General features: G+C 62.0%; 10 protein-coding genes and 1 pseudogene. 2 read left to right on the top strand and 9 right to left on the bottom strand.

Annotated features, from left to right (window positions below; translation table 11 throughout):
- Positions 1 to 91: 91 nt before the first annotated feature.
- Together J2Y58_RS20355 and J2Y58_RS20350 are read right to left on the bottom strand one after the other, a co-directional pair.
- Complete coding sequence (locus J2Y58_RS20355) at positions 92 to 370, bottom strand: hypothetical protein (RefSeq protein ID WP_310107218.1); 279 nt, start codon at positions 368 to 370, stop codon at positions 92 to 94.
- Complete coding sequence (locus J2Y58_RS20350) at positions 367 to 645, bottom strand: phenol hydroxylase subunit (protein WP_062126698.1); 279 nt, start codon at positions 643 to 645, stop codon at positions 367 to 369. The genes J2Y58_RS20355 and J2Y58_RS20350 overlap by 4 nt, the downstream gene beginning before the upstream one ends.
- Positions 646 to 783: 138 nt before the next feature.
- On the opposite strand from J2Y58_RS20350, the gene J2Y58_RS20345 reads away from it, so the two are divergent.
- Positions 784 to 1,728 (top strand): LysR family transcriptional regulator, encoded by a 945-nt coding sequence (locus J2Y58_RS20345; protein ID WP_310107215.1) that lies wholly within the window; start codon positions 784 to 786, stop codon positions 1,726 to 1,728.
- On the opposite strand, the gene pcaD is transcribed toward J2Y58_RS20345, so the two are convergent.
- From pcaD to J2Y58_RS20310, 7 genes are read right to left on the bottom strand one after another with little or no spacing between them, the layout of a single operon-like run.
- Entirely contained in the window at positions 1,729 to 2,511 is a 783-nt protein-coding gene (pcaD, locus tag J2Y58_RS20340; protein ID WP_310107213.1) for a 3-oxoadipate enol-lactonase, read from the bottom strand. It abuts the gene before it with no gap.
- Positions 2,511 to 3,713 (bottom strand): 3-oxoadipyl-CoA thiolase, encoded by a 1,203-nt coding sequence (gene pcaF / locus J2Y58_RS20335; protein WP_066549303.1) that lies wholly within the window; start codon positions 3,711 to 3,713, stop codon positions 2,511 to 2,513. Before pcaF ends, pcaD begins: the two co-directional genes overlap by 1 nt.
- The gene (locus tag J2Y58_RS20330) at positions 3,710 to 4,363 is read right to left on the bottom strand and encodes a 3-oxoacid CoA-transferase subunit B (RefSeq protein ID WP_062126707.1); all 654 of its coding nucleotides are present in this window, start codon (positions 4,361 to 4,363) and stop codon (positions 3,710 to 3,712) included. The genes pcaF and J2Y58_RS20330 overlap by 4 nt, the downstream gene beginning before the upstream one ends.
- Complete coding sequence (locus J2Y58_RS20325) at positions 4,363 to 5,070, bottom strand: CoA transferase subunit A (RefSeq protein WP_062126710.1); 708 nt, start codon at positions 5,068 to 5,070, stop codon at positions 4,363 to 4,365. Before J2Y58_RS20325 ends, J2Y58_RS20330 begins: the two co-directional genes overlap by 1 nt.
- 18 nt (positions 5,071 to 5,088) lie before the next feature.
- Positions 5,089 to 5,979: a dioxygenase gene (locus J2Y58_RS20320; RefSeq protein WP_310107209.1), complete on the bottom strand. Its 891-nt coding sequence runs from the start codon at positions 5,977 to 5,979 to the stop codon at positions 5,089 to 5,091.
- A 34-nt stretch (positions 5,980 to 6,013) separates the two neighbouring features.
- Entirely contained in the window at positions 6,014 to 6,304 is a 291-nt protein-coding gene (gene catC / locus J2Y58_RS20315) for a muconolactone Delta-isomerase (RefSeq protein WP_062126717.1), read from the bottom strand.
- A 4-nt stretch (positions 6,305 to 6,308) separates the two neighbouring features.
- On the bottom strand, positions 6,309 to 7,472 hold the full coding sequence (locus J2Y58_RS20310; protein WP_310107206.1) for a muconate/chloromuconate family cycloisomerase: 1,164 nt from the start codon (positions 7,470 to 7,472) through the stop codon (positions 6,309 to 6,311).
- A 557-nt stretch (positions 7,473 to 8,029) separates the two neighbouring features.
- Here J2Y58_RS20310 and J2Y58_RS21015 point away from each other — a divergent pair.
- Positions 8,030 to 8,302: pseudogene (locus J2Y58_RS21015) on the top strand (transposase); the annotation flags it as partial.
- Positions 8,303 to 8,578: the final 276 nt, after the last annotated feature.

The raw sequence follows: 8,578 nt of genomic DNA, 5'->3' as shown, positions 1-8,578 counted from the left end.
TCCGGTTCCGCTTCGCTCCACCTACGCCCGGCAATGGCGGCGAAGACCACAATGCACTAACTGACAACCCGGACCACCCGGTGGGGGCTGCTCACATCGCCGCACGATTGATGTTGTAGGTCGCATAATAGAATTGGCGTGGATCGCGGAAGGAATACCAATCCGCCATTTCGACTGCGGTGCGGCGCGGATCGAAAAGCTCGCGTTCGGGATCCCAAGTTGGCCGATAATGAAAATTTGTCACCGGCTGAACGTCGAATGTCGCTTCCTCATAGCGTGAGGCGGGTTTGTCGACCCCGAAACGACGCGCGATGTGCGAAAAGGTTTGCCGGCGCGGCGTGATCGCTTCGGCCTGGATATCGATGTTCATGCAAGCGCTCCGACGGTACGGACGGGAGCCGATGAACCCGCGACAAGGCGCAGCACGGCAGCGCTCTCTGCCGGGTCAGCGGCGGTGACAAGGCAGCGGTTCTCACCGCAAAATTCACGGAAAGCGGCGACGGGTAGCACCAGCTCGACGCTTAGGTCAGGATCGCCGTAGACGAAATCGAACTGGACGATGCCGCGGTCGGTCACGCCGGTAACCACCGCCTGCAATTTGACGCGACGACCGGATTGTGACGGAGCGTGTTGCACTTCCAGCATGACACCTCTTCCTCGAACAGGCCCCTAGAGGGGCTCTTTGATCTTAGGAGAGTGTCCCACCAAGCGATGACCCGCAAATATAATATAGGCACATCCTGATGCCGAAACGGTATTGCCCGCGCCGCACGAGTCACGCACATGAAAGGTATGGCCCGCAACCTGACGTCGACCGAACCGCTTGCCGCGACCACACCGGGGATCGACGTGCGCCGCTTGCGTTACTTCCTCGCCGTAGCGGAGGAGTTGCACTTCGGCCGTGCCGCCGAACGTCTCCACATCGCCCAGCCCGCGCTCAGTCGCCAGATAGCGAATCTGGAAGCGGGAATAGGTGCCTTGCTGTTCGACCGCACCCGCAGCGCGATCGAGATGACTGCCGCCGGCGACGCGTTGCTGCCACGCGCGCGCGACATTCTCGCGCGCGTCGCTGATGCTGCGCGCGTCGCAAAACGTGCGTCGGAAGGAACGGTCGGCGTTATTCAGGTGGGTTTCGTCAGCTCAGCAACCTACTCCATCCTGCCGGGTGTCTTTAACCGCTATCGCGCCGCGCATCCTGACGTGGAGCTGGTGCTGCACGCTTTGAATACTGCGGAACTGAGGATCGCTTTGATCAATCGCTCGATCGACGTTGCCTTCGCGAGACCTGGGATTGGTGATCCGGAAATCGTCAGCGAGGTCGTGCAGCGCGAGCCGCTTGCAGTCGCACTACCGGAGGAAGATATGCTCGCCCAGCAGAACCACATTGCATTGAGCGATCTCTCCCAGCGCCCTTTCGTGATATATCCCCGACACCCGCGTCCGAGTTTTGCCGATCACATTCTCGAGCTGTGTCGCCGCGAAGGATTCACCCCGACGATCGCGCAGGAGACACTTGAGATCCAGACCGCACTGTCGCTCGTGTCGGTTGGCGCGGGGGTGTCCATCGTGCCCGAGTCAGCCTCCGAGGCGCAGCTAACCGGCGTAGCCTATAGGCCATTCCTCGGCGACGCACCGCAGACACAGCTCAGCCTTGCGTATCGTCGCGACAACCGTTCACCCGTGGTCGCCGGCTTCTGTGCGCTCGTCCGTGATCGGCGCGCCCGATAATCAGCCTGTGAGGTGATCGAGCACCGCGGCCGTGAATTCACTCGGCTGCTCGACATTCGAGAGATGAGCCGCATCGACCATGCGCAAGGCTGCGCCTGAAATCGTCGTAGCCAGCGCACGCGCATGTTCAGGAGGAGTTGCCGGATCCGCGCTGCCGCCAATGACGAGCGTCGGTACTTCTACCAGTGCCGCTGTCCGCCGCTGATCCATGTCGCGGATCGCAGCGCAGCATCCAGCATAGCCGACAGGACTTGTCTGCCGCAGCATAGTGACAATCGGCGAGATCGCCTCAGGCGACGAGGCGACAAAGTCAGGGGTGAACCAGCGCATGATCGAGGCATCGGCGAGCGGTGCCATGCCACCCTTAAGCACTGCTTCGATCCGGGCATCCCACCCGCTGGGTGGTCCCATGTAAGCAGTGGTATTCGCCAGGATCAATCGGTCCAACCGTGTGCTCTCACGCACGCCGAGCCATTGCCCGACCATGCCCCCGAGCGAGAGGCCGCAGAAGTGGAACTGCTGGATGCCAAGTGCTTCAGTCAGTTCCACCACGTCACGACCGAGCCGGTCGATGCTGTAGCCACCGCTCGGCGCATCGGACGCACCATGCCCGCGTTGGTCGTAGCGCAACACAAGAAACTTCGCTTTGAGGGCATCAAGCTGGGGCGCCCACATACCCATGTCGGTGCCAAGTGAGTTGGACAGAACGAGGACGGGAGCATCCACCGCCCCCTCGAGACGATAGGCAAGCGTGCAGCCGTCACCCAGGCTCATGCGCTCCATCACACGCGTTCCAGCAAAAGGCCGATGCCCTGCCCCACGCCGATACACATGAAGGCCAGAGCATAGCGGCCTCTCGTGCGGTGCAATTCCTCGACCGCTGTCATCACGATCCGGGCACCCGACATGCCGAGGGGATGACCCAAAGCGATCGCGCCGCCATTCGGGTTTACGCGCGGATCGTCGGACGCGACGCCGAGATCGCGAAGCACGGCGATGGCTTGGGCCGCAAAAGCCTCGTTCAGTTCGATCACGTCGAGATCGGCCATCGACAACCCGGTGCGCGCGAGCAGCTTGTTCGCCGCTTCGATCGGCCCGACGCCCATGATCCGCGGCGCAACACCTGCCGAGGCCATTGCGAGAATGCGCGCGCGCGGCGTGAGGCCGTGTCGCTTTGCGGCGGCCTTCGAACTGATGAGCATCGCTGCGGCGCCATCATTCAGACCTGAGGCATTCCCTGCGGTCACCGTCCCGTCGGCTCGAACGACCGGCCTCAGCTTGGCCAACCCCTCGAGATTACTCGCGCGCGGATGTTCGTCGGCGGAGAAAACGATCGGCTCAGTTCCACGACGCGGGATCGTGACCGGCACGATTTCTGCTGCCAAGCGGCCGTTGGCCTGGGCTGCTGCCGCCTTGTGCTGGCTGGCAAGCGCGAATGCGTCCTGCTGTTCGCGCGTGACCTGCCACTGCGCCGCTACATTTTCGGCGGTCTGCGGCATCGTGTCGACACCATAAGCCTCGCGCATCGCCGGATTGACGAAACGCCAGCCCATCGTGGTGTCTTCGATACGCTGCCCGCGATCGAACGCCTCTGCCGCTTTGCCCAGAACATAGGGAGCCCGCGTCATGCTCTCGACGCCACCGGCGACGATCAGTTCGGCGTCCCCCGACCTGATCGCCTGAGCGGCAATGCCGACAGCGTTCAGCCCGGACCCGCAAAGCCGGTTGACCGTCGCTCCGGGTAGAGCATCCGGCAGTCCGGCCAACAGCAGCGCCATTCGCGCGACGTTGCGATTATCCTCGCCCGCCTGGTTGGCGCAACCGAGGATAACATCGTCGCCTTGCGCCCAGTCGATCGAAGGATTGCGCGCCGCCAAAGCCGCAAGCGGGACGGCCGCCAGATCGTCGGCGCGAATGGTCGAAAGGCTGCCGTTCAGACGCCCAATCGGCGTGCGCACGGCGTCGCATACGAACGCTTCGGTCATGCGGCGCGCGCCTGCGCTGCCGACACGTCAAGCGCAGCACCGGTCTTCGCGCCAATCTCCTCTATTGTGACCCCAGGCGCCAGTTCGACAAGGCGCAGTCCGGGCTTGTCACAGGCGATCACACCAAGGTCGGTGACGATCAGATCGACGCACGCCTTGCCAGTCAGCGGCAGACTACACGTCGGCAAGATCTTCGGCTCGCCGGCCTTGTTCGCGTGGTCCATCACGACAACTACGCGCTTGACGCCGGCGACGAGATCCATCGCACCGCCCATCCCCTTCACCATCTTGCCGGGGATGGTCCAGTTGGCGATGTCGCCTCCCTCGCTGACTTCCATTGCTCCAAGTACCGTCAGATCGATGTGGCCGCCGCGGATCATCGCGAAACTGTCAGCGGAAGAGAAGAACGATGAGGTCGGTAGCGCAGTGATCGTTTGCTTGCCCGCGTTAATGAGGTCAGGATCGGCTTCACCTGCAAAGGGAAACGGTCCCATGCCCAACATGCCGTTCTCCGATTGCAGCGTCACGTCGATGCCATGCGGGATATGGTTGGCGACCAGTGTCGGAATACCAATACCGAGATTGACATAGTATCCGTCGCGCAATTCACGCGCGGCCCGCGCGGCCATTTCGTCACGACTCCACGGCATCAGACGGCCTCCCGATTGCGCGTGGTCAGCTTTTCGATCCGCTTCTCGTTGATGGTGCTCTTCACGATCCGATCCACGTAAATGCCGGGTGTATGGATGCAGTCAGCGTCGAAGGTGCCCGGCGGCACGATCTCTTCGACCTCCGCCACGGTTACCCTGCCTGCAGTGGCCATCACCGGATTGAAGTTGCGCGCCGTCTTGCGGAACATGAGGTTGCCAGCCGTGTCGGCACGCCAAGCCTTCACGATTGCCAGATCCGCGCGCAGCCAAGTTTCGCGGACATAGTCCTCGCCGTCGAAGCTCTCGACAGGCTTTCCTTCCGCAACAACGGTGCCCACCCCGGTCTTCGTGAAAAAAGCCGGGATACCTGCTCCGCCGGCGCGGATCCGCTCGGCAAGCGTACCCTGCGGCGTCAGCTCCAGCGCCAGCTCGCCCGAGAGATACTGCTGCTCGAACAGCTTGTTCTCGCCGACGTAGCTCGAGATCATCTTGCCGATCTGCCGCGTCTCCAGCAGCATCCACAGTCCGAAGCCATCGGCGCCGGCGTTGTTGGAGATGACGGTGAGATCGCGAACGCCGCTGGCGCGTATCTCCGGAATAAGGCTCTCGGGATTACCCGAGAGCCCAAACCCGCCCGACATGATCGTCATGCCATTGAAGAGTAGTCCATCCAGCGCGGCGGCTGGCGTGTCGTACACCTTGTTCATCTGACCGCCGCTCCGGTCTCAGGCTGCCGCACGAGTGCGGGCGGAGAAAACGCCGTCCTCGTGGGAGGCGGAACGCTGAAGCTCGAAATCGAACGCGACATAAGCACTGTCACCTTGGCGCTGCGGCACAGGCAGCAGCCCTTCCCGCGTGGCGAAGGCGAAATCGTCATTGGCGAAGGGATCGTCGCCGAAGTTGATCTGCGTTGTCAGTGCACGGTATCCGGGTGCTTCAACGAAGAAGTGGACGTGTGCCGGACGATTGCCGTGGCGGCCGATCGACTTCAGCAGCCGTTCCGTCGTGCCATCGGGCGGAACCGAATAGCCGTTCGGCATCTTCGAGTGGAAGGAATAGCGGCCGTCCGGTCCGATCTTGATCCGACGGCGATTGTTGAACGGCGTCTGCGCTCCGGTGGGATCGAAGTGCGAGTAGAAGCCGTGCGAGTTGGCGTGCCAGACGTGGAGGATTGCGCCATCGGGCGTCTCGCCCTTCGGCCCCTTGATTTCACCCGTCATGTAGAGGGTGCCAGTTTCGTCGGGATCATCGCTGAGGTTCACGTCGCCTTCGACGAGCGGCGCACCCTCCACATAAAGCGGTCCCTCGATGGTCCGCGGCGTGCCACCGCTCTGGCCGGCCTCCTTGTCCTTGGCGTCCATGTAGAGGTCCATGAAGTGCTCGAGGCCGAGCCCTGGAACGATGAGCCCGAATTCACCCACGCCGTCCTGGAAGAACTTGATCGCCGACCAGAACTCACTCTCCGTGATGTCGTACTTGGCGATGGCAATCATCACCGCCTCGACGAGATCGCGCGTGATCGCCTTGATGCGCGGATCACCGCCTTCGACGGTTCCGCCGCTGGCGCGATCGAGGAGGTTCTGTACCTCCGGTGTCTGCACGAAATTCTCGTTCATCGTTCCTCTCCTTGGCGTCTTATCTAATGATTGGTCAGCGATCGTCGTCATGGATCGACGATGGATGCCTGCACAAAGCGGTGACCTTCACTTCCATGTACGGAAACAGCGGTAGCGTGCTGAGCAGATCGTGAAGTTCTACATTGCCGGGCACGTCGAAGATGCTGACGTTGCTGTAGCGCCCAGCGACGCGCCAAAGATGACGCCATATGCCTTGTCGCTGGAGATCCTGTGCGCGCGCCTTCTCCTCGGCTTTGAGAGCCTCGATCATCCCGGCATCGGCATCGTGCGGGATGCGCACGTCCATAGTGACGTGGAATAACATCGTCTCAACCCACCGCCTGAAGTGGCATCACTACCGTGGTACGTAACGGCCGATCACGACGCAGCGCGGCGATTGCCTCCGCTCGCGGCTCAATACCGAGACCTGACGCGGTCGGCAGCACGAGCGAGCCCGCTTCGTATCGTAAAGGTTCGGCGAGCAGTTCCTCGGTCAGGAGCAGCGGGCCGAACAGCTCGGTGCCGTATTGGAGCGCGCCAACGGTGGAAAACACGTGGGCGGAAGCGATTGTTCCGATGCCGCCCTCCAACATGGTGCCGCCGTAGAGCGCAATTCCAGCAGCCTCCGCGATGCCGGCCAGCTTCTTAGCCGCTGACAGTCCACCCGCCTGTGCAATCTTGATGGCGAAGACGTCTGCGGCATGTCCGCAGGCGAGCGAATAGCCGCTTTCCGGTCCGTGCAGCGCCTCATCCGCCATGATAGCGACGCAGCCCATCTGGGTCAGCCGGGCCATGCCTAAATTCTGGGTCGCGGGGATCGGCTGCTCGACCAGGTCGACCCCTGCATCAGCAAGCATCGGAAGCGCGCGCTTTGCCGTCGCTTCACTCCATGCCTGGTTGACGTCGACCCGCACGCTGGCGCGATCGCCCAGCGCCCGTTTGATCGTGGCGACATGCGCGACATCTTGCTCGAATGGGCGTTTGCCGATCTTGAGCTTGAAGGCATGGTGTCGATCCCGCGCCAGCATATCCTCCGCCTCTGCGATGTCACGATCCGTATCGCCGCTTGCCAGCGTCCACAGCACGGGCAGCCGATCGTGCAGTCGCCCGCCCAATAGTTCACTGACGGGCACGCCGAGGCGCTTTCCCTGCGCATCGAGCAAAGCGGTTTCGATCGCGTTCTTGGCGAAATGGTTCGCCACGATATGACGACGCAGCATCGCCATCGCCGACGCAGGACGCGCGTCGCTGCCAATCAGCACCGGCGCGACGTAGCGATCGATCGTCAACTTGATGCTCTCAGGGCTTTCAGCTCCGTAGCTGAGGCCGCCAATCGTTGTTCCCTCGCCAAAGCCAACGGTTCCATCGGAACAGAGCAGTCGGACGATTACGATCGTCTGTGACTGCATCGTTGCGACAGACAGCACGTGTGGCCGGATCGTCGGCACATCTAGAATGATTGTCTCGACGGCGTTGATGGTAACGCGTGTCATCGCCCCGTTCCTCTCCTCAGCTATGTGAGGCTAGGAAAATAAGCTGATCGTGAAAAATGCCGATTTGGTTGGCCTTGATACCTTTTCGGCATCGAGCTAAGGCGCTGAATGCGATCGACGGAGTCGCGGCGGCCCGGTTTTATGTCCCGCAGCCAGCTATCGCAGACACGATGCCAGGAAGAACGCCAGAGCCATCTTTCTTGGCCGTTTCACGTTAGAATCGGATTACACCGCACCGCGCAATGCTTTCGCCAGCATCATCGTCAGCTCCTCCAACGTATAAGGCTTGGACAGCAGCTCGAACCCTTGTGCGCCGCCTTCCGTCACGGCAGAACTGTACACCCGTCGCCCCGCCACCGACGATCGCCACTGTCACCCACCACGACAAGCTGATGAGAATTGGTACGGGAGAATGGATCTGCCATGACGTAAACAATCCGGTAGAGTGAACTGAGTTGACCACTTTTGCGCACTGATCTGACGTCCTCCCTGTTTTTTCATCCATGTTGAGTGAGAGTTTTCCGGCCCTTTGAAGCCTGCGGGCGAGGAGCTGGGACATGAAGAAGACGAGGCACACCGAGGAGCAGATCGCCTTTGCCCTGAAGCAGGCGGAGACAGGTACGTCGGTAGCGGAGGTGATCCGCCGGATGGGGATCTCGGAGCAGACGTTCTACCGCTGGAAGAAGGTGTACGGCGGCCTCGGCGTAGGCGAGCTGCGTCGGCTGAAGCTGCTCGAGGAGGAGAACCGCAAGCTCAAGCAGCTCGTCGCCGACCTGAGTTTGGACAAGCACATCCTGCAGGACGTTCTGTCAAAAAAGCCCTGACGCCTGGACGACGGCGCGAGCTCGTCGCGCACGTTCAGGCGTCCCATGGCGTTAGCGAGCGACGCAGCTGCTCGGCGCTGGGCGTTGACCGGTCGTCAGTGCGCTACGTGTCGCATCGGCCGGACCAGGCGCCGCTCATGCTGCGCATCCGCGATCTGGCGGCGACGCGGACGCGGTACGGCTACTTCTGTGTAGGGCGGTGACAAACCCGGCCACGGGAGCGCCGGCATAGGTGCCGGTGCGGCGGAGAGAAATCCTGCCAGTGGTAAGCTGCTCCATTTG

Origin of the sequence: Sphingomonas sp. BE138 (assembly GCF_031456125.1) — a bacterium.
GTDB lineage: Bacteria > Pseudomonadota > Alphaproteobacteria > Sphingomonadales > Sphingomonadaceae > Sphingomonas.
The sequence above is the reverse complement of the archived record's forward strand: the minus strand, read 5'-3'. Positions and strand labels throughout refer to the sequence as shown.

Bases quoted from the DNA above. Each gene is read 5' to 3' on its own strand.
- J2Y58_RS20355 (WP_310107218.1), bottom strand. From the start codon at position 370: ATGAACATCGATATCCAGGCCGAAGCGATCACGCCGCGCCGGCAAACC.
- J2Y58_RS20350 (WP_062126698.1), bottom strand. From the start codon at position 645: ATGCTGGAAGTGCAACACGCTCCGTCACAATCCGGTCGTCGCGTCAAA.
- J2Y58_RS20345 (WP_310107215.1), top strand. From the start codon at position 784: ATGAAAGGTATGGCCCGCAACCTGACGTCGACCGAACCGCTTGCCGCG.
- pcaD (WP_310107213.1), bottom strand. From the start codon at position 2,511: ATGGAGCGCATGAGCCTGGGTGACGGCTGCACGCTTGCCTATCGTCTC.
- pcaF (WP_066549303.1), bottom strand. From the start codon at position 3,713: ATGACCGAAGCGTTCGTATGCGACGCCGTGCGCACGCCGATTGGGCGT.
- J2Y58_RS20330 (WP_062126707.1), bottom strand. From the start codon at position 4,363: ATGCCGTGGAGTCGTGACGAAATGGCCGCGCGGGCCGCGCGTGAATTG.
- J2Y58_RS20325 (WP_062126710.1), bottom strand. From the start codon at position 5,070: ATGAACAAGGTGTACGACACGCCAGCCGCCGCGCTGGATGGACTACTC.
- J2Y58_RS20320 (WP_310107209.1), bottom strand. From the start codon at position 5,979: ATGAACGAGAATTTCGTGCAGACACCGGAGGTACAGAACCTCCTCGAT.
- catC (WP_062126717.1), bottom strand. From the start codon at position 6,304: ATGTTATTCCACGTCACTATGGACGTGCGCATCCCGCACGATGCCGAT.
- J2Y58_RS20310 (WP_310107206.1), bottom strand. From the start codon at position 7,472: ATGACACGCGTTACCATCAACGCCGTCGAGACAATCATTCTAGATGTG.